Source organism: Thermomonospora cellulosilytica (genome assembly GCF_014138835.1).
Lineage (GTDB): Bacteria > Actinomycetota > Actinomycetes > Streptosporangiales > Streptosporangiaceae > Thermomonospora > Thermomonospora amylolytica.
This window is the reverse complement of the sequence record NZ_JACJII010000001.1, coordinates 2,188,756-2,205,959: the sequence shown is the minus strand read 5'-3', so window position 1 is coordinate 2,205,959 and position 17,204 is coordinate 2,188,756. Positions and strand designations below refer to the sequence as shown.

The window sequence follows — 17,204 nt, the reverse complement described above, 5'->3', positions numbered from 1 at the left end:
ACGGTGGGTAGTACTACACTCTTAAGTACTACAAGACGTAGTACTACTATCCGTCGTATGGAGACGTTCGCGATCCTGGCCGACGCGGCGACCCCGGCGGACTTCGCCGCGGCCCGTCAGCAGATGGCGTTCACCCTCGGGTTCCACATCATCCTGGCGAGCATCGGGATCGGCCTGCCCGCGATCACCCTGCTCGCCGAGTGGCGCGCGCTGCGCACCGGGGACCGGGTCTACGCCGAGCTGGCCCGGCGCTGGATGAAGGCCGCCGGAGTGCTGTTCGCCGTCGGCGCGGTGTCCGGCACGGTGCTGTCGTTCGAGATGGGCACCCTGTGGCCGGGGTTCATGGACAAGTACGGCCAGGTGTTCGGCGCGGCCTTCGCCCTGGAGGGCATCGCGTTCTTCATCGAGGCCATCTTCATGGGCATCTACCTGTACGGGTGGGACAGGCTGCCGCCCAAGGTGCACTTCCTCACCGGGATCCCGGTGGTGATCGCGGGACTGCTGTCGGCCTCGTTCGTGGTCACCGTCAACTCCTGGATGAACAACCCGCGCGGCTTCAAGCTGGTGAACGGCGAGGTCACCGAGGTCGACCCGATCGCCGCCATGCTCAACCCCAACACCCCCGTCCAGGCCGCCCACCTGCTCCTGGCGTCGCTGATGGTGTGCGGCTTCACGGTCGCCTCGGTCTACGCGGTGGCGCTGCTGCGCGACCACAGGCGCGGGCGCCCGCTGGACCCGTACCACCGGCGGGGCTTCGCGATCCCGTTCACGCTGGGGGCGGTCTGCGCGCCGCTGCAGGTGCTGGTGGGCGACTGGGCGGTCCGGCACGTGCACGAGCACCAGCCGATCAAGTTCGCCGCCATGGAGGGGATCGAGCACACCGGGGCGGAACAGCCGTTCAAGTTCGCGATCTTCGAGATCCCCGGGGCGCTGTCGCTGATGACGACGTTCGACGTGAACGGGGTGCTGCGGGGGCTGGACTCCTTCCCCGCGAGCGAGCAGCCGCCGGCCGAGGTGGTCCGGATCGGGTTCGAGCTGATGATCGCGATCGGGACGGCGCTGCTGGCGCTGGCGGCCTGGTGGGCGCTGGCCTGGTGGCGGCACCGGCGGGGCCACGAGGGCCTGCCGTACCGGCCGTGGTTCCTGCGGATCGCGGCGCTGGCCGGGGTCGCCGCCGCGGTCGCCATGGAGGCCGGATGGACGACCACCGAGGTCGGCCGGCAGCCGTGGATCGTGTACGGGGTGATGCGCACCGAGGAGGCCGTCAACCCGTCGCCCGGCCTGCGGTTCGGGCTGTACGTGGTGCTGGTGGTGTACGCGGTGCTGGCCGTCGCGACGATCAGCGTGCTGCGGCGGATGCGGCGCCGTCCCGAGCGGGAGCGGCCCGCGGCGAGGGAACTGGAGGTCGTCGGATGAGCTACCCGGACATCGCGCTCGGCCTGATCCTGCTGGGGCTGTCGGCCTACCTGCTGTTCGGCGGGGCGGACTTCGGGGCGGGGCTGTGGCACCTGCTGTCGCGCCGCCGGGAGGACCGCGAGGTCATCGAACACGCCATGGGGCCGCTCTGGGAGGCCAACCACGTCTGGTTGATCTTCGTCATGGTGATGACGTGGACGGCGTTCCCGCCGGTGTTCGCCGACGTCATGGCCGCGCACTGGGTCCCGCTGTCGCTGGCGGCGCTGGGGATCGTGGCGCGCGGCAGCACGTTCGTGTTCGCCAAGGCCGCGCCCAACCGGGTGTACTCGTGGATCTTCGGGGTGTCCTCGGTGCTCACGCCGTACTGCATGGGCGCGGTCGCCGCCGTGATCGCCACCGGCGGGTCGAGCTGGCAGAGCCTCGCCGGGCTGTACGGCGGGGTGCTGACCACCGGGCTGTGCGCCTACCTGGCCGCCGTCTACCTGATCTGGGACGGCCGCCGCCTGGGCCGTGCGGAGGCCGCCGAACGGTTCCGGACCTGCGCGCTGGCCTCGGGGACGGTCGTGGGGCTGATCGCGCTGCCGGGGGCGCTGACCCTCGGCGTGGAGTCCCCGCTGATCACCGCGTCGGCGCTGGCCGGGGTGGTGTCGCTGGCGCTGCTGCTGCTCCGCCGCTTCCTGGCGGTACGGGTCACCGCCGCCCTGGCGACCGCGACCGTGCTGTGGGGCGCCGCCGGGCTGGCCGACCTGGACCTGCACTCGGTCGCCGCCCACGACGCCGTCCTGCAGGTCGTCCTCATCGCCCTGGGCGTCGGCGCGCTCATCCTGGTCCCGTCCATGGCCTGGCTCTTCGTCCTCTTCCAGCGAGCCCCCAAACAGCCCGCCGCCTGACCCGCCCCGAAACTCCGGGCGCACTCGGTCCGGCGGCCCCGTCCCCCCGGACCGAGTGCGCCCTGCCGTCAGCCGGGAGTGGTGCGGCGGAGGGTCACGAACATGCCCTGCTGGCGGAAGAACTCGCGGGTCCTGGGCGGGCTGACGGCCCAGATGGCCCGCATCAGCGGGGGTTCGCGGCGGAGCCTGCGGCGTTCCACCCAGGAGGAGCGGACGTCGAACGGGTCCCAGCCGAGAGGGCGGAAGAAGTCGGCGCCCTCGGGCGGGACGAAGCGCAGGGCGGCGTCGGCGCGGTCCATGCGGCGACCCGCGATCCTGCGGGCCACCCGGACGAACAGGGGGCCGATCATGTCGAGGGCCCACCAGCGGACCGAGGGGCGGGACCGCAGGTCGTCGGCCAGGCCGGTGACGGCGTCGGTGGTCAGGTAGGGGATCACGCCCTCGGTCACCGCCAGCACGGGGCGGTCGCGGCAGAACTCGGCCAGCAGGCGGCGGCGCGCGCCCGGGTCGGCCAGGTCGACGGGCACCCGGGTCAGCCGGCAGCGCGGGGCGGCCCCGGCCAGCACCCGGTCCTTGTGGTCGCAGATGGCGGGCAGGTCGGCCTCGACCCAGTGCAGGTCCTCGGGCAGGTCGAGCCGGTAGGGGCGGGTGTCCAGCCCGGCGCCCAGGTTGAGCACGCAGCCGATCTTCTCCTCGTGGACCATCCGGGTGATCAGCTCGTCGTACACGGCGGTGCGCGCCACCACCCCGGAGGAGATGATCCGCAACTGGGTCCCGGTGGCCATGTCGCGGCCGCGTTCGCCCGCCAGGGCCTCGGCGTACGGGTCGCGGAACAGCGGGTCGGGGCGCGCGGACTCCCTGGCCCGGACCACCGCCGCCACGAGCGCGGTGTCCGAGACGTCGCGCAGCCCGGCCTCGATGCTCATGCCGCCCCCTTCGCCGCGGTCGGTGCATGCCGAACGGAGTCCGAACATCCTGTCAGCCCCGCCCGCCCGGTCCTTCGTCGCCGGACGCACAATCACGGGGCCGGTTCGCGCGCTTTCTCAGTTGACCTCGCCGGGCCGGGTGTGCGTGGGCGTCAGCGCGTCACCGGCGGTGGCTGCGGGTGAACGGTTGTCCGGGCGAGAGCAATCACTTAACGAAGCTTGACCCCTACGCCCTGTACAGCCTGGAATGCCCGGCTAATCTCGTAATAGTTGTTTTTTCAGCACTCCGCCATGCGAACCCCGCCGCACGGGTCTGGATGCGGTTCGCCCGAGCGTCACATGGCCGGGAGAGTGCATTCTTCGATGCGCCGCCTTAGTCCGGCGCGCCGCATCCCAGATCAGCAGGAGAGCCCCATGAGGAAGCACATGATCACGGTCGGCATCACCTCCGCCGCACTGGGCGGCGGGCTGCTGGCCGCCCCGTCCGCTCTGGCCCAGGAGAGCTCCGGCAGCACCGCCGTCCGCGCGGCCGCCGTGCAGACCCAGCAGAGCGGCACCCAGGCGCAGCGTCCGCGCTGCAAGGTCCGCCACATCCGCGTCTACCGGCACGGCAAGAGGGTGTCCATCAAGATCAAGGTCTGCGTGAAGAAGCGCCACGACCGGAAGGACAGGTACTTCGACCGGGACAGGTACTTCGACCGGGACAGGTACTAGGACGGGACTTCCGGCCGCCCGCATCGCGGGTAATGCGTTCTTCTGACGGCTGAGCCTCTTTTCCAGAATCGCGGACGCCCGGTTCCGGCCGGGTGCGCCGGGACCGGGATCATCCGGTGGTGAAAAAGGTTCGGCCGGCGAGGACGTCCCGATGGCCGGGCGACCCCGGCAGCGAGAGCGAAAGACCGCCGTGAATCGGCGGTCTTTCGCCATGTCGGGGGGAAACGATCGTCCGTCGCCGCCCCCTCCCCGACCGGCTCCGCGACCGGCGCGTCAACGTGTGCGGCGCCCTGTGACGAGCGGGCACGGCCCCGGCACCACCGTGATCGCCACGGGGCGTCGTTGACATGCAACCGTTCAGTTGCCTAACCTGAAAAGGCAACTGAACGGTTGCCTTTGGGAGGGGCATGGACGAGGTGTTCCGGGCGCTGGCCGATCCCAGCCGGCGCCGGCTGCTCGACCTGCTCAACGCCCGCAACGGCCAGACGCTGCGGGAGCTGTGCGGCGAGCTGGACATGAGCCGGCAGGCGGTGACCAAGCACCTGGCGGTGCTGGAGTCGGCCGGGCTGGTGGCCACGGTGCGGCGCGGCCGCAACAAGCTGCACTACCTCAACGCCGCCCCCATCAACGACATCGCCGAACGCTGGATCGGCCGGTACGACCGGGACCGCGTGCGCGCGCTCGGCGACCTCAAGCGAAGCCTGGAGGACGGGCCCATGGACAAGCCGTCGTTCGTCTACACCACCTACATCCGGACGACCCCGGAGAGGCTGTGGCAGGCGCTCATCGACCCCGAGTTCACCCGGCGCTACTGGGGCGGCACGGCCCTGCGGTCGGACTGGCGGGCCGGATCGCCGGTGCTGTGGCAGATGCGTCCCGGCGAGGAGTTCCGCGACCTGGGACAGGTGGTGCTCGAGTCCGACCCGTACCGCCTGCTCTCCTACACCTGGCACCACTTCCAGCCCGAGCACGCCGAGATGTTCGGCTGGACGCGGGAGAAGTTCGCCGAGTACGCCGCAGAGCCCCGGTCGAAGGTGACGTTCGAGCTCGAGCCCGCCGGGGAGGCGGTCAGGCTCACCGTGATCCACGACGGTTTCGAGCCCGGCAGCATGATGCTCCAGGCCGTGAGCCAGGGCTGGCCGGCTCTGCTGAGCAGCCTCAAGACCCTGCTGGAGACCGGCGAGCCGCTCCCCGCGGAGGTCTGAGGCCGGCGCGCCGCGAGCACGTTTCGCGCCCGGCGGTACCGAGCACGATCGGGATGCCGCGCCGCACCGACCGCGGCGCGGCGGACGGACGCCACGATCGCGGGGACGCCATGCCGATCCAGCTCAGCCGCATCATCATCTTCGCCAAGGACAAGCGGGCCTCGGCGCGCTTCCTGACCGACCTGCTCGACCTGGACGACCCCGCCCCCGCCGGGATCTTCGTCGCGGTCCGGCTGGCCGACGGCGTCACCCTGCACTACGCCCAGCCGGCCGCCGACTTCCCCCGGCAGCGTTACACGTTCCTGGTCGGCGAGGACGACTTCGACGCCATCTACGCCCGCGTCCGCGACCAGGGCCTGACCTTCTGGGCCGACCCCTACCGCCGCACCGCGGGCCAGATCGCCGTCCACGACGGCCGCGGCCTGTACGTCGACGACCCCTCCGGCCACATCCTGGAGATCGTCACCAGGACCACCTGGTGACCTGCACCCCGTTCCGCCCCTCCGCCGGGCGACCGCAAGCGGGCCGTGGGGGTCAGCCGACCTGTTCCAGGGGGCGGGGGTCCTTGACCAGGGAGACCTTGCCGGGGCCGGGGTCGTCGGGGGTCCCGGTGCGGCGGCGGGACTGGCCGGGGAACCACCAGTTGGCGTGGCCCAGCAGGCTCATCAGGGCCGGGACCAGGACCAGGCGGACGATGGTGGCGTCGACGGCGACGGCGACCGCCAGGCCCAGCGCCATCATCTTGACGGTGGGGTCGGGCTGGGGCACGAAGCTCAGGAAGACGAAGATCATGATCAGGGCGGCCGAGGTGATCAGGCGGGCGGTGGCGCCGATGCCGGTCACCACGCTCTCGTGCGGGTCGCCGGTGCGGTCGTACTCCTCCTTGATCCGCGACAGCAGGAACACCTCGTAGTCCATGGACAGGCCGAAGATCAGCGCGAACATGAACAGCGGGACGAACGACATGATCGGCACCGCCTGGTCCATGCCGAACAGCCGGATCCCCCAGCCCCACTGGAAGACGGCGGTGACCACCCCGTAGGACGCGCCGATCGACAACAGGTTCATCAGCGCCGCCTTGACCGGGACCAGGATCGCCCGGAACGCGATGATCAGCAGCACCAGCGCGACGACGACCACGGCGACGACCACGACGGGCATGCGATCCCCGACCGTGACGGCCAGGTCGATGATCGCCGGGTTCTCCCCGCCCAGGTGGACCTGCGCGCCGGGGTGGGCGCGCGCGACGGCGGGCAGTTCCTTCGCGCGCAGCCGGTGCACCAGGTCGGTGGCGGCCTGCTCGTGCGGGGCGGCGGCCGCCATCACCCGCACGATCGCGGTGCGGCCGGACACGATGGGTTCGCCGACGTGCGCGATGCCGGGCACGTTCGCGACGGCCTGCTTGAGCTCCTGCCCGATCAGCAGGGCCTCCCGGCTGGGCTTCCTCGTCGCCATGGGCGAGCCGCCGCCCCCGGCGCGCTCCTCCTGCGGAGCCCGCGGGTCGCGTTCGGGCGAAGCGGTGGCCTGCGGGGCGGTCAGCCCGCCGAGTCCCCCCGGCCCCTCCACCACCGGCTCCGCACCGGCCGGACGGTCCCGTTCCGCAGGCTCCGCCTGGGTCTTGCCGGGGACCTTGGCGACCACCACCCAGGGGCTGTAGTGCCCGGGGCCGAAGTTCTCGGCGACGGCGTCGTACGCCTGCCGCGACGACATCGAGGGCGCGGCGGTGCTGTCGGACATCACCCCGAACTTCAGGTCCAGCGTCGGGACGGAGCACACCAGCAGGATGAGCGTCGCGCCGATCGCGTACGGCCAGGCGTGCCGGTCCACGTGCCGGCCCCACCGCGTCCAGCGGTCGCTCGCCCGGTCGGGCCGTACCCGCGGCAGCATGTAGCGGTCGATGCGGTCGCCGATCGCGCCGAGGATCGCCGGCAGCAGGGTGAGCGCCGCCAGCACCATGACCGCCACGGCCAGCGCGGCGGCGATCCCGATCCGCCCGACGAACGTGATCCCCGACAGGAACAGCCCGCAGATCGCGAACACCACCGTTCCGCCCGCGAAGACCACCGCGTGGCCGGAGTGCGCCATCGCCCGGCCCACCGCGGTCTCCACGTCGTCGCCCTCGGCGAGCTGCTGCCGGTAGCGGGTGACGATGAACAGCGCGTAGTCGATGCCCGCGCCGAGCCCCAGCATGGCGGCCACCATCGGCGCGGTCGGATGGATCTCCAGCATCGACGCGCCGTAGTGGATGAACGAGTACGACACCGCCAGCGCGCACAGCGACGCCACGATCGGCACGCAGGCGGCCAGGTAGGAGCCGAACGCCAGGAGCAGCACCAGCAGCGCCAGCACCAGGCCCAGCGCCTCCCCGGCGCCGCCCGTCGGCTGGTTGAGCAGCATCGCGACGATGCCGCCGAACTCCACGTCCAGCCCGGCCATCCGGGCCGGCTCCACGGCCCGGTCGAACTGCTCCAGGTCGGCCCTGCCGACGTCGCCCATGGTGCCCTCGAGGGAGACCCGGACCACCACGGCGTCGTGGCTCTTCAGCCCGCCCATTCCCGGGACGTACGGGTTCTCCACGTAGGCGGTGCGGTCGAGGCGGTCGAGGTTCTCGATGGCCCGGCCGATGGCCAGCGCGACCCGCCAGTCCCCCGGGCTCGCCGCGCCGGGCTCGTCCCGGGCGGTGAACACCACCGTGGTGGTCGGGCCGGTCAGCGCCGGGAAGTCCTCGGCCATCAGGTCGATGGCCCGCTGGGTGCCGGTGCCGGGCAGGCTGGACTGCTGGACGAACACCCCGCCGTGGGCCAGGCCCAGGAACCCGACGCCGAGGATCGCGACGACCCACAGCTCGAACACGGTCCGCCGGTGCCGCGCGCACCAGCGCCCGAGCGCGTCCAGGAATCCCGCCATGGAGGGCATGAAACCCCTCCGCCTGCAAAATTGCAACAGATGCAGATTTGCAGCCCATGTTAATGTCCGTGACATGCCTCACGTGGAGTCCGCAGGGCTGCGCGAGCGCAAGAAGCAGCGCACCCGGCAGGCGATCTTCGCCGCCGCGCTCCGGCTGTTCGCCGAACGCGGCTACGACGAGACGACGATCGCCGACATCGCCGCCGCCGCGGACGTGTCGCCGCGCACCTTCTTCGCCTACTTCCCCAGCAAGGAGGACGTGATCTTCGCCGAGATCGACGACCGGCTGGCCGAGGTCCAGCAGCGGCTGGCCCGCCGCGCGTCCGGCGAGACCCCGCTGGAGACCATCCGGCAGAGCGTGGTCGAGGTGATGCAGGCGCTGGTCACCGAGCAGGGCGAGCACGGCCCGGTGCAGGTCCGGCTGGTGCTGGAGCGTCCCGCGCTGCAGGCCCGGGCGCTGCAGCGGATGCACGAGGCCCAGCAGGAGGTGCAGCAGCGGATCCGCGAGCTGTGCCCCGGCCTGGGCGAGATCGAGGCGGTGGCGATCGCCGGGATGGCGGTCGGCGCCATGCAGTCGGTCGTCACCCACTGCCGGCAGGGCGGCCTGGACCCCGGGACCACCCGGGCCGCCCTGGACCGGGCGCTGGCCATCGTGGAGAGCGGTCTGCGCTCCGTACCCGCCCTGAACGAGCCGATCCCCTAGGATTCGGGCACGGCCGCCGGGGGTGCGGCCATTGACTCGATCTGGAAGGGCTTTTCGGCGTTGCCCCGACCCGTCTGGTGCGCACTGGTGGCGCTGGTGGTCCTGGTCTGCGGATGCAGCAGCGTGCCGGCGACCGGCGCCGCCGCGCGTCCCACGCAGGCCGAACCGGTCCGGCCGGCCCGGCCGCACGTTCCGGTGGTGTTCGTGCTGGGCGACAGCTACACCGCGGGGATCCGCGCCGTCCCGGCGGAGCGGACCTACGCCGCCGAGACCGCGCGGCGGCTCGGCTGGCAGATCGTCATCGGCGGGTACGCCGGGACCGGGTTCGTCAACGACGGCAGGATCGGCAGGAACTTCGCCGAGCTGTACACGGCGCAGCTCGCGTGGCGGCCCGCCCCCGACATGGTGGTGGTGTCCGGCGGGCACAACGACCACCGCGCGCCGGAGCTGGTCGCGCCCGCCGCCGACCGGCTGCTGCGCGACATCAGGGCCCGCTGGCCGCGGGCCCACCTGGTCCTGATGGGCCCGCTGTGGGGCGGGGACCCGACGGAGTCGGCGCGGCGGGTCCGCGACTCCCTGCGCCGGGTCGCCGCCGCGCTCGGGGTGCCGTTCGTCGACCCGCTCACCTGGATCACCGGGAACGTGCGCGCGGGCACCGGCAACGCCGTGACGTACGTCCTCGACGACGGCGTGCACCTGACCCCGGCGGGCAACCGGTACGTCGCCGACCGGCTCGTCGGCGAACTGCGCGCCCTGGGCCTGGACCGGCCCATGCTCGGCGCACCGGCGCGGCGCCCCGCCCGGTCACCCGATCCGGCGGCCGCTCACCAGGGGCCGTAGGGACCGCTGGAGGCGGAGCCGCCGCCGCGCTTGCGGTACGGCGCCACCGCGGGCCGGACGTCGGCCAGGTAGATCGCGGCCACCACGAACGCGGCGATCGGCAGGATCTGGATCAGGGACACCATCCCGGCCGCGCCCGCCAGCCCGACCACGTTGGCCACCACCAGCAGGATCACCCACAGGTTCTTGCTCTGCTTGCTGGCCGCCGCGTACGCCCCGGCCGGCGTCCGCAGCGCGTCGACCAGCGCGAACACCTCGAACAGGAAAGCGACGATCGCCAGGAACCAGAAGAAGTAGACCAGTCCAATCCACACCGAAGATCACTACTTTCGCCGAGCCGGTAGGCGCCGCGCCCCGGCGCCGTGGGATCTCCACCTTATGCAAGGTTCAACGGCCGCCCAGGGATCGGACATGCGACGGCCCGGCCGGATGGTCCGGCCGGGCCGTCATCGGGTGACGGTCGGTCAGGTGCCGACCTTCTTGCTCGCGTCGCCGGCGGCGCGCTGGGCGGCGCGGGTGGTCTTGCCGGCCTCCTCCACCGCGGCGCGGGTCTTGCGCTGGGTGCGCTTGGCGCTCTCGGTCAGCTCCTGGGTGGCGGCCTGGTTCTCCACCCGGGTGACGATCTTCTTGCCGCGCTCGGCCAGCTCGTCGATCATGCCCTGGACCTGGGAGACGTACGCGTTGGCCAGCTCACGCAGGTCCGTGCCCTCGACCCGCTCCTGCAGCCGGGAGACGTTCTCGCGCACCTCCTCCTGGAGCTTGGTCACGTTCTCGCGCACCTCGCCCTGGTAGCGGGTCACGTTCTCGCGCAGCCGGCCCACCTGCTCGGGGACCTCGCGGAGCTTCTCCACCGCCAGGTCGCCGGCGCCGGCGACGGTGTAGACGGCCTTGTTGTCACGGAGTCGTGCGGCGAGCGTCATCCGTGTCCTCCCTCTCTGCGGCTGATGCCTCGTTGTCGTTTCCCGGAACGTCGAGGTCCGGGTCCTCCTCGTCTGCGGCGGCCGCCTCGGCGACGGCCTCGTTCTCCTTGCGGAACGACTCGTAGATGTCCAGCAGGACCTGCTTCTGCCGTTCCGTCAGCAGCAGGTCGGCCCGGATCGCGGCCTGGGCGTCGGTGTCGGCCTCGCGCTCGTCGAGGATCCCCGCCTGCACGTAGAGCGCCTCCGCCGAGATCCGCAGCCCCTTGGCGATCTGCTGCAGGATCTCCGCGCTCGGCTTGCGCAGCCCGCGCTCGATCTGGCTCAGGTACGGGTTGGAGATGCCCGACACCGCCGCGAGCTGGCGCAGCGAGATCTTCGCCCGCTGCCGCTGCTCGCGGATGTACTCCCCGATCGATCCGACCTTCGAACCCGCCATGTCTCCACCCTGCGTCATCGTGCTTGCAATTGCAAGCGCCCTTGCTAGCACTTTACGGTGACCTCGCACACAGCGGAACACCGCCCCCCACCCGCATCGACCAGCGGTGACGCCGATCACCGGGAGGGACGCAACGCCTCCAGGAGCCGTTCGGTCTGCTGCCCGGACCTCAGCGGCGCGCTCCGGAAGAGGCGGGCCGGTCCTGCTGCGGAGACCTCGTCACTCGACTTCGGCGGCCGGAACCGTCCAGGTGTTGCAGACGGCGACGACGGGGTTCTCGTACCCCTTGGCGACCCAGCCGGCGTAGTTGCGGGCGGTGCCGTGGTCGCGTTCCTCGGGCGGACGGCGGTCGTCGCCCCGGCCGCGGACGTCGTGCATCATGGCGTCGTACTGGGCCGGGGTCATCGGAAGGGTCTCCCGTTCGGTCCCCAGGAACAGGCCGGCCAGGCACTGGGCCTGCAGTTCTATCCGGCGGCTGGTCTCGGCCCTGGCGGCCGGGTCGGAGGCGTTCATCTGCTGGTGGCCGTACGGGAGGATGCCGGCGCGCTCCTGGATGTGGTGGCCGTACTCGTGGGCGATGACACGGGCGTAGACGGCGTAGTTGGAGACGGGCTCACCGGCGGCGGTCTCCACGATGTGGCGCAGGCCCACGTACATGGTGTTGTTCTCGGGGCAGTAGAACGCGGCGGCGCCGGGGCTGGGATAGCTGCCGCAGGGGCCGCGGCCGGGGGCGCTCCAGAAGACGCGCTGCGGCGGCTCGAACCGCATGTCGGCCTTGCCGAACTGCTGCGCCCACGAGCGGTCCAGGCACCCGGCGAGGGCCTCCATGAAGCGGCGCATGGACTCGTCCTCGCCCTGCCGGATGCGCGGCAGACGGCATCGCACGGGGGTGAGGCGGCCGGTGGCGTAGAGGCGGTTGCCGGTCGCGACCTGCCGGGAGATCTCCGGGGCCTGCCCCCGGATCAGGGGCACGCCCTCGGTGTCCACGAAGCCGGCCAGAGCCAGCGCCGCGACCACCAGCATCGAGGCCACGACGCCCAGAACGGCGGCCAGCGCGCCGCCCAGGCTGCGGCGCGGACGGGAGCGCCGGGGCGGGAGCGCGTACGGGCGGCCCGTACCGGGAGCCGGGGGGTGGTAGCGGCGCGCCGCCGTGGCGGGGGGTTGGCGTGCCATGGGCGAGATCATCGCACAGGAGCCGAAAGTCCACGTCCGGGGCCGGACCGGCGGCCGGCGCACGGCCGGGACCGGTCATCCGGACGGGCCGTTCCGCTTTGCCGGGGACCGCTACGATTCGCCCCATGGTGGGACGCTCGCGGCCGCTGGTCGCGCCCTTGATCCTGGCGGTCGTCGTGGTGCTCGGCCTGGCGTCGCCGGCCGCCGCGGACGCGCCGCAGTCCCTGGCCGCCGAGATGGTGGTCGGCGACGAGGTCACCCTGACGGTGGGACGCGACGGCGTCGTGCGGGCGCGGGAGACCATCGTCTACGAGTTCGCCGGCGGGCGCGGGTTCGACCGCACGTTCGTCACCCGCACCCGCGACAGCGACACCCGCGACCGGGTGTACGAGATCGGCGACGTGCGGGCGTCCAGCCCCGACGGGGGGCCCACCGGGGTGTCGGTGTCCGTGGACGGCAGCCGGACCCGGGTGACGGTGTCCGGCGACCGGCCGCTGAACGGGCGGCGCACCGTGGTCCTGACCTACCACGTGCGCGGGATCGTCACCCCGCTCGGCATGCGCGACGAACTGCGGTGGGCGGCGGTCGGCGGATGGCGGACCAGGGTGTCCACGGCCCGGGTGACCGTGCGCGGGCCGGTGATGGACGGGTCCATCAACTGCTTCGCCGGGCCGCTGGCCAGCGCGATCGGCTGCGCCCAGTTCAACCCCGACCACACCCGCACCGAGGGCGTGTTCTCGCAGAACAACCTGCTGCCGGGCGAGCACCTGACGGTGGTGGTGGGCTACCGGGCGGGGACCGTGGCCGCCGAGCCGCTCTACGCCAAGCGCCGCACCCTGGCGACCGCGTTCTCGGTCAACGGCATCACCCTCGGGACCCTGGGGGCGCTGCTGGCGCTGCTGCTCGGCGGGTTCGGCGTGCTGTACCTGCTGCACGGCCGGGACAAGCGCGCGGTCGACAAGCACGCCGCCGAGGGCGACCGGCCCGCCGTGCGGGGGGCGGAGTTCGCCCCGCCGGACGGGGTGCGGCCCGGCCAGATCGGCACCCTGATCGACGAGCAGGCCGACGTCATCGACGTCACCGCCACCATCGTCGACCTGGCCGTCCGGGCCTACCTGCTGATCGAGGAGGAGGACCGGGCGGCGACCGGCCGCACCGACTGGACGCTGCGCAGGCTGCAGCGGCCGGTCGACGACCTGCTGCCGTACGAGCGGCTGCTGCTGGACGCGCTGTTCGAGGGCCGGGACTCCATCAAGCTGTCGGAACTGGACGGCGCGTTCGCCCCCCAGCTCGCCCGGGTCCGGTCGGCGATGTACGACGACGTGGTCAAGCAGGGCTGGTTCGCCCGCCGCCCGGACACGGTGCGCAGCCGCTGGTCCACCGCCGGGATCGTGCTGGCGGTCCTCGGCGTCGCCGGGACCGTGGCGCTGGCGGTCTTCACCGATCTGGCGCTGGTCGGGCTGGCGGTCATCATCGGCGGGGCGGCGCTGGCGGTCGGCGGCCAGTACATGCCGGCCAAGACCGCCCGCGGCGCGACCGTGCTGGCCCACACCATCGGCTTCCAGGCCCATCTGGCGCGCGGCGAGGCCCCCGAGGGCATCGAGGGCCCCCAGCGGATCGCCCTGTTCTCCCGCTACCTGCCGTACGCGGTGGTGTTCGACCTGGTCGACAAGTGGGCCAAGACGGTCGAGGACGCCGGGGTGCAGGCCGAGGGCGCCGACAACCTCTACTGGTACGAGGGGCCCGCCGAGTGGGACCTGTCGAAGTTCGCCGAGTCGATGCGCACGTTCACCCTCGCCACCTCCGGCGCCATCTCCCGCACCAGGCAGTTCCGCAGCCTGTGACCCCCGCCTCGCGTTGACCGCTTTTTACCGGGTAGAGGCCGGGGCGGAGGTGGAACACATGCTCACCATGGCCGTCAGGCTGGGCGACAACTACTGGCTGCTCCTCGGGCCGGCTCTGGTCGCGCTGGCGCTGGCCACCTGGCTGGTCCTGACGGTGCGCGCGGCGCGCCGCCGGGTGCCCCATCCGGAACGCATGCACGGCGACTCCCCGCACCGCGGGCCCGTCCAGGGCGGGACCATCCAGGGCGATCCGGGGCAGCGGAACGCCAACGAGAAGGGGTTCGAGCCCAGCGAGGAGACGATCGAGCCCCGCCGGCGTTGAGGGTCAGCGCCGGGGCAGCGCGGCGAGGAAGGCGGCGGCCGGGCGGACCGCGCCGATCGCCTCCTCGCCGCCGAACACCGGCGAGGAGCCCAGGCCGGATCCGACCTCCGCGCCGAGCGCGCGCAGCAGCGCCACGGTGACCGGGGTGCGGGCGCGCATCGCACCGTCGTCGATCTTGACGGCGCCGGCCCGGCCGTCCGGCAGCGCGAACGCGTCCACGCCCTCGGCACCGCACTTGACCAGCAGGCCGGGCACCGCGTCCATCAGCCGCCGTTCCTCGCGGCGGGTCCCGGACGTCCACTCCGGGTGAGCCCGCATCGCGTCGGCCACCCGCCGTTCCGGGGTGCCCGGCCGCGCCAGCAGCATCGCCCGGTACGCCCGCGCCACCCCGAGCAGCGAGATCGCGAACACCGGCGCCCCGCAGCCGTCCACGCCGACCGCGGCGGGCGTCTCGCCGCTGAGCTCGGCGAGGGTGTCGTGCACGGCCTGCTGCAGCGGATGGCCGGGATCCAGGTACTTCTCGGTGGGCCAGCCGTTGTGCGCGCAGGTGGCGAGCATGGCGGCGTGCTTGCCGGAGCAGTTCATCCGCAGCCGTGACGGGCCGCCGCCGGCCTTGGCGAACTGGACGGTGACGGCGTGCTCCATCGGCCACGCCTGCGGGCACCGCAGCGCCGCCGAGGTCAGGCCGGCCCCGGCGAGGATCCGTTCCACGCCCTCGACGTGGAAGTCCTCCCCGCTGTGGCTGGCGGCGGCCAGCGCCAGCAGTTCGCCCTCCAGCGCCAGCCCGCAGCGGAGCATGGCGGCCGCCTGGATCGGCTTGAGGGTCGACCGGGGCAGGATCGGCTCCTCGGCCGCCCCGAACCGCGCCAGCGGGGTCCCGTCGGCGGCGAGCCCCACCGCCGCCCCGCGGTGGCGGGACTCCACGAAGCCCGACCGCTCCACCTCGACCAGCACAGGATTCGCTTCCACCGCACCCCCCTCCGGGGATCTTATCGACGCCTCATGTCCCCGGACGGGGGCGGGTGGTCACCTGTGCGAGGGAACGCCGAGGAACTCGCGGGCCTCGTCCGCCATCATCGGCGGGCGCTGGGCGAACCGGGCCAGCGCGGCGGCCCGTTCCACCAGCACGGCGTTCGAGGTCACCGGGATGCCCTTGGCGTAGGTGAGGGTGTCCTCCATGCCGACCCGCAGATGCCCGCCCGCCGACAGGGCCGCGAACATCACCGGCACGCTGGTGCGGCCGATCCCGGTCGCCGACCAGGTCGCCCCCTCGGGCAGCGCCTCGACGGCGGCGACCAGCGTGCGGGCGTCCCCGGGCATCCCGCCCGGCACCCCCATCACCAGGTCGCAGTGCACGCGGCCGCCGTACGGGGGTCCGTAGGCGTCCAGCAGCCGGTGCAGCGCGCCGATGTGGCCCAGGTCGAACAGCTCGAACTCCGGAACGATGTCCAGTTCCTGGGTGCGCTGGTAGAGCCGGGTCATGAACGGCCACGGGTTCATGAACACCTCGTCGCCGAAGTTGACCGTTCCGCAGGTCAGCGAGCACGCGTCCGGCCCGGCCTCCAGCACCCGCAGCCGGTCCTCGTAGGAGTCGCCGACCGCCCCGCCGGTGGACAGCTGGATGATCAGCCCGGTGGCCTCGCGCAGCGCCTGCACGGTGTCGCGCAGCCGTGCCAGGTCCAGCGTGGGCCGTGCCTCGTCGTCCCGGATGTGCACGTGGATCACCGCCGCCCCGGCGGCCTCGCACTCCTTGGCCGTCTGGACCAGCTCGTCCAGCGTCACCGGCAGCTGGGGCACCTCGGACTTGGCGGACTCGGCGCCCGTGGGCGCCACGGTGATGAGCGTCGTTGCTCCCATGACCGCAGTCTCACCTTGCGGCGGGGCAAGAGACAATAGGTCGCGTTCCTAGGGAAGGCAGGTCATGCGGGCTGTTGTGCAGCGGGTCAGCCGGGCGAGCGTCACCGTCGACGGGTCGGTGGTGGGCGAGATCGCCGAGCCGGGACTGCTGGCGCTGGTGGGGGTGACGCACGACGACACCCCCGAGCAGGCGCGCAGGCTGGCGGGCAAGATGTGGGGGCTGCGGATCCTGGAGGGCGAGAAGTCCTGCTCCGACGTGGGCGCCCCGCTGCTGGTGGTCAGCCAGTTCACGCTGTACGGCGACACCCGCAAGGGACGCCGCCCGAGCTGGACCGGCGCCGCGCCCGGCCCGGTGGCCGAGCCGCTGGTCGACGCGGTGGTGGCGGAGCTGCGGGCGCTGGGCGCGCGGGTGGAGACCGGGGTCTTCGGCGCGGACATGAAGGTGGAGCTGGTCAACGACGGGCCGGTGACCCTGATCCTGGAGGTCTGACGCCGGGTCTAGCCGGCGCCGAGGCCGTACACCATCCCGATCAGGGTGACCACGGTGCCGAGGGCGGCCAGCACCAGCACCGTCTGGTCGGCCTGGGCCAGCCTGGTGCGGCCGCCGGAGGCCACCACCATCCCGGTGTCCCGGTTCGGGTCGGCGACGACCCGCCGGCGACGGCCGGGCAGCCGCACCAGGTGCCGCAGGGCGTCGACCTTCAGCCGCTGGTGGGCCGGGGTGCAGCCGAACAGCCGGCCGCGCACGGGCTCGCGGCAGACGTGGCCGTTGCGGGGCATCACCCGGCAGACCGTGGGCACCAGCGCGAACTCGTACAGGCACCAGACCAGCAGGGTCAGCAGCAGCACCCGCCACGAGGCGGTCGCCCCCGCCAAGGCCAGCATCAGCGCGAACGCCGCCCACCACACCAGCACCGGCTCCCGCCAGCGCCGCCGCCGTCGCCCCATCGTGCCCTTCCGTGCGGGAGGGGGCCCGCCATCGCCCGGATGGCCGCCCGGATTCGCCACCATTACCGTGACAAGCCTCTCAGAACGGGGCCGAGAACGGATC

General features: G+C 72.7%; 19 protein-coding genes. 10 read left to right on the top strand and 9 right to left on the bottom strand.

Annotated features, from left to right (window positions below):
• Positions 1-57: 57 nt before the first annotated feature.
• Both HNR21_RS10560 and HNR21_RS10555 read left to right on the top strand, forming a co-directional pair.
• Positions 58-1,416, top strand: a complete 1,359-nt coding sequence (locus tag HNR21_RS10560) for a cytochrome ubiquinol oxidase subunit I (protein WP_182705052.1) — start codon at positions 58-60, stop codon at positions 1,414-1,416.
• Entirely contained in the window at positions 1,413-2,306 is an 894-nt protein-coding gene (locus tag HNR21_RS10555) for a cytochrome d ubiquinol oxidase subunit II (protein ID WP_119727000.1), read from the top strand. Before HNR21_RS10560 ends, HNR21_RS10555 begins: the two co-directional genes overlap by 4 nt.
• A 68-nt stretch (positions 2,307-2,374) precedes the next feature.
• Here HNR21_RS10555 and HNR21_RS10550 read toward each other — a convergent pair whose 3' ends face one another.
• The gene (locus HNR21_RS10550) at positions 2,375-3,232 is read right to left on the bottom strand and encodes a class I SAM-dependent methyltransferase (RefSeq protein WP_182705051.1); all 858 of its coding nucleotides are present in this window, start codon (positions 3,230-3,232) and stop codon (positions 2,375-2,377) included.
• A gap of 414 nt (positions 3,233-3,646) precedes the next feature.
• On the opposite strand from HNR21_RS10550, the gene HNR21_RS10545 reads away from it, so the two are divergent.
• The 3 genes from HNR21_RS10545 (at position 3,647) to HNR21_RS10535 (ending at position 5,633) form a co-directional block, all read left to right on the top strand.
• Complete coding sequence (locus HNR21_RS10545) at positions 3,647-3,946, top strand: hypothetical protein (protein WP_182705050.1); 300 nt, start codon at positions 3,647-3,649, stop codon at positions 3,944-3,946.
• Positions 3,947-4,353: 407 nt separating this feature from the next.
• Positions 4,354-5,151 carry an ArsR/SmtB family transcription factor gene (locus HNR21_RS10540; RefSeq protein ID WP_182705049.1) on the top strand — a complete coding sequence of 266 codons (798 nt, stop codon included), beginning with the start codon at positions 4,354-4,356 and terminating at the stop codon, positions 5,149-5,151.
• Between the two features lie 53 nt (positions 5,152-5,204).
• Positions 5,205-5,633 (top strand): VOC family protein, encoded by a 429-nt coding sequence (locus HNR21_RS10535; protein ID WP_233358916.1) that lies wholly within the window; start codon positions 5,205-5,207, stop codon positions 5,631-5,633.
• Between the two features lie 52 nt (positions 5,634-5,685).
• Here HNR21_RS10535 and HNR21_RS34660 read toward each other — a convergent pair whose 3' ends face one another.
• Positions 5,686-8,058 (bottom strand): MMPL family transporter, encoded by a 2,373-nt coding sequence (locus HNR21_RS34660; RefSeq protein WP_220500117.1) that lies wholly within the window; start codon positions 8,056-8,058, stop codon positions 5,686-5,688.
• 73 nt (positions 8,059-8,131) lie between these two features.
• Between HNR21_RS34660 and HNR21_RS10525 the strand changes: the two genes are divergently transcribed.
• The gene (locus HNR21_RS10525) at positions 8,132-8,761 is read left to right on the top strand and encodes a TetR/AcrR family transcriptional regulator (RefSeq protein ID WP_182705048.1); all 630 of its coding nucleotides are present in this window, start codon (positions 8,132-8,134) and stop codon (positions 8,759-8,761) included.
• Positions 8,762-8,848: 87 nt separating this feature from the next.
• The gene (locus tag HNR21_RS10520) at positions 8,849-9,601 is read left to right on the top strand and encodes an SGNH/GDSL hydrolase family protein (protein WP_233358915.1); all 753 of its coding nucleotides are present in this window, start codon (positions 8,849-8,851) and stop codon (positions 9,599-9,601) included.
• Here HNR21_RS10520 and HNR21_RS10515 read toward each other — a convergent pair.
• The 4 genes from HNR21_RS10515 to HNR21_RS10500 all read right to left on the bottom strand — a co-directional run bounded on the left by HNR21_RS10515 (position 9,586) and on the right by HNR21_RS10500 (position 12,130).
• Positions 9,586-9,915 (bottom strand): DUF2516 family protein, encoded by a 330-nt coding sequence (locus HNR21_RS10515; protein ID WP_119726993.1) that lies wholly within the window; start codon positions 9,913-9,915, stop codon positions 9,586-9,588. The genes HNR21_RS10520 and HNR21_RS10515 overlap by 16 nt on opposite strands.
• 150 nt (positions 9,916-10,065) lie before the next feature.
• On the bottom strand, positions 10,066-10,521 hold the full coding sequence (locus HNR21_RS10510) for a hypothetical protein (RefSeq protein ID WP_182705047.1): 456 nt from the start codon (positions 10,519-10,521) through the stop codon (positions 10,066-10,068).
• Positions 10,496-10,957 (bottom strand): helix-turn-helix domain-containing protein, encoded by a 462-nt coding sequence (locus tag HNR21_RS10505; protein ID WP_233358914.1) that lies wholly within the window; start codon positions 10,955-10,957, stop codon positions 10,496-10,498. Before HNR21_RS10505 ends, HNR21_RS10510 begins: the two co-directional genes overlap by 26 nt.
• 219 nt (positions 10,958-11,176) lie before the next feature.
• Positions 11,177-12,130, bottom strand: coding sequence for a neutral zinc metallopeptidase (locus HNR21_RS10500; protein WP_246442075.1), 954 nt, complete (start codon positions 12,128-12,130; stop codon positions 11,177-11,179).
• 125 nt (positions 12,131-12,255) lie between these two features.
• Between HNR21_RS10500 and HNR21_RS10495 the strand changes: the two genes are divergently transcribed.
• Positions 12,256-13,974, top strand: a complete 1,719-nt coding sequence (locus tag HNR21_RS10495) for a DUF2207 domain-containing protein (protein ID WP_182705045.1) — start codon at positions 12,256-12,258, stop codon at positions 13,972-13,974.
• A gap of 58 nt (positions 13,975-14,032) precedes the next feature.
• Positions 14,033-14,296: a hypothetical protein gene (locus HNR21_RS10490; protein ID WP_119726989.1), complete on the top strand. Its 264-nt coding sequence runs from the start codon at positions 14,033-14,035 to the stop codon at positions 14,294-14,296.
• 3 nt (positions 14,297-14,299) lie between these two features.
• Here HNR21_RS10490 and HNR21_RS10485 read toward each other — a convergent pair whose 3' ends face one another.
• Positions 14,300-15,265 carry an asparaginase gene (locus HNR21_RS10485; RefSeq protein WP_119726988.1) on the bottom strand — a complete coding sequence of 322 codons (966 nt, stop codon included), beginning with the start codon at positions 15,263-15,265 and terminating at the stop codon, positions 14,300-14,302.
• Between the two features lie 57 nt (positions 15,266-15,322).
• The gene (locus tag HNR21_RS10480; RefSeq protein ID WP_182705044.1) at positions 15,323-16,153 is read right to left on the bottom strand and encodes a beta-keto acid cleavage family enzyme; all 831 of its coding nucleotides are present in this window, start codon (positions 16,151-16,153) and stop codon (positions 15,323-15,325) included.
• Positions 16,154-16,217: 64 nt separating this feature from the next.
• Here HNR21_RS10480 and dtd point away from each other — a divergent pair, with 64 nt between their 5' ends.
• Positions 16,218-16,643, top strand: a complete 426-nt coding sequence (gene dtd, locus HNR21_RS10475) for a D-aminoacyl-tRNA deacylase (protein ID WP_119726986.1) — start codon at positions 16,218-16,220, stop codon at positions 16,641-16,643.
• A gap of 8 nt (positions 16,644-16,651) precedes the next feature.
• Here dtd and HNR21_RS10470 read toward each other — a convergent pair whose 3' ends face one another.
• Positions 16,652-17,101: a hypothetical protein gene (locus HNR21_RS10470; RefSeq protein ID WP_246442071.1), complete on the bottom strand. Its 450-nt coding sequence runs from the start codon at positions 17,099-17,101 to the stop codon at positions 16,652-16,654.
• Positions 17,102-17,204: the final 103 nt, after the last annotated feature.

What these genes read in the sequence shown, in the direction of transcription:
- dtd (WP_119726986.1), top strand. Translation starts at nt 16,218, where the DNA reads ATGCGGGCTGTTGTGCAGCGGGTCAGCCGGGCGAGCGTCACCGTCGAC.
- HNR21_RS10545 (WP_182705050.1), top strand. Translation starts at nt 3,647, where the DNA reads ATGAGGAAGCACATGATCACGGTCGGCATCACCTCCGCCGCACTGGGC.
- HNR21_RS10470 (WP_246442071.1), bottom strand. Translation starts at nt 17,101, where the DNA reads ATGGGGCGACGGCGGCGGCGCTGGCGGGAGCCGGTGCTGGTGTGGTGG.
- HNR21_RS10480 (WP_182705044.1), bottom strand. Translation starts at nt 16,153, where the DNA reads ATGGGAGCAACGACGCTCATCACCGTGGCGCCCACGGGCGCCGAGTCC.
- HNR21_RS10490 (WP_119726989.1), top strand. Translation starts at nt 14,033, where the DNA reads ATGCTCACCATGGCCGTCAGGCTGGGCGACAACTACTGGCTGCTCCTC.
- HNR21_RS10500 (WP_246442075.1), bottom strand. Translation starts at nt 12,130, where the DNA reads ATGGCACGCCAACCCCCCGCCACGGCGGCGCGCCGCTACCACCCCCCG.
- HNR21_RS34660 (WP_220500117.1), bottom strand. Translation starts at nt 8,058, where the DNA reads ATGGCGGGATTCCTGGACGCGCTCGGGCGCTGGTGCGCGCGGCACCGG.
- HNR21_RS10505 (WP_233358914.1), bottom strand. Translation starts at nt 10,957, where the DNA reads ATGGCGGGTTCGAAGGTCGGATCGATCGGGGAGTACATCCGCGAGCAG.
- HNR21_RS10510 (WP_182705047.1), bottom strand. Translation starts at nt 10,521, where the DNA reads ATGACGCTCGCCGCACGACTCCGTGACAACAAGGCCGTCTACACCGTC.
- HNR21_RS10555 (WP_119727000.1), top strand. Translation starts at nt 1,413, where the DNA reads ATGAGCTACCCGGACATCGCGCTCGGCCTGATCCTGCTGGGGCTGTCG.
- HNR21_RS10535 (WP_233358916.1), top strand. Translation starts at nt 5,205, where the DNA reads ATGCCGCGCCGCACCGACCGCGGCGCGGCGGACGGACGCCACGATCGC.
- HNR21_RS10525 (WP_182705048.1), top strand. Translation starts at nt 8,132, where the DNA reads ATGCCTCACGTGGAGTCCGCAGGGCTGCGCGAGCGCAAGAAGCAGCGC.
- HNR21_RS10495 (WP_182705045.1), top strand. Translation starts at nt 12,256, where the DNA reads ATGGTGGGACGCTCGCGGCCGCTGGTCGCGCCCTTGATCCTGGCGGTC.
- HNR21_RS10550 (WP_182705051.1), bottom strand. Translation starts at nt 3,232, where the DNA reads ATGAGCATCGAGGCCGGGCTGCGCGACGTCTCGGACACCGCGCTCGTG.
- HNR21_RS10560 (WP_182705052.1), top strand. Translation starts at nt 58, where the DNA reads ATGGAGACGTTCGCGATCCTGGCCGACGCGGCGACCCCGGCGGACTTC.
- HNR21_RS10540 (WP_182705049.1), top strand. Translation starts at nt 4,354, where the DNA reads ATGGACGAGGTGTTCCGGGCGCTGGCCGATCCCAGCCGGCGCCGGCTG.